Genomic DNA, 248 nt, shown 5'->3' on the forward strand with positions numbered 1-248 from the left:
TGTTCGACAGTGACGATGGCCTGATGAAGCATCTTTCTCGTGAGCTTCTCAACGGTGCCAACGAAATCACTGAAGACGTTCTTCAGAAGGATTTGCTGGCTGCTGCTGGTACGATCATCTATGCCGGTGCTGCAACTGCTGACAGCGAAATCTCCGGTGAAGAAACTCCGGCTTCTGGTGGTGCTCCTGCAATCCCTGCGTCTCTGGTTTCCTACAAGAACCTGATGCGTCTGGACAAAATCCTCAAC

General features: G+C 51.6%; 1 protein-coding gene. It reads left to right on the plus strand.

Annotated elements, in window-relative coordinates; all coding sequences use genetic code 11:
* Positions 1–23 precede the first annotated feature (23 nt).
* Positions 24–248 (plus strand): hypothetical protein (locus tag Q5762_RS39250; protein ID WP_315897104.1); only part of this gene is annotated, 225 nt, incomplete at its 3' end.

Origin of the sequence: Streptomyces sp. P9(2023) (genome assembly GCF_032436795.1) — a bacterium.
Classification (GTDB): Bacteria; Actinomycetota; Actinomycetes; order Streptomycetales; family Streptomycetaceae; genus Streptomyces.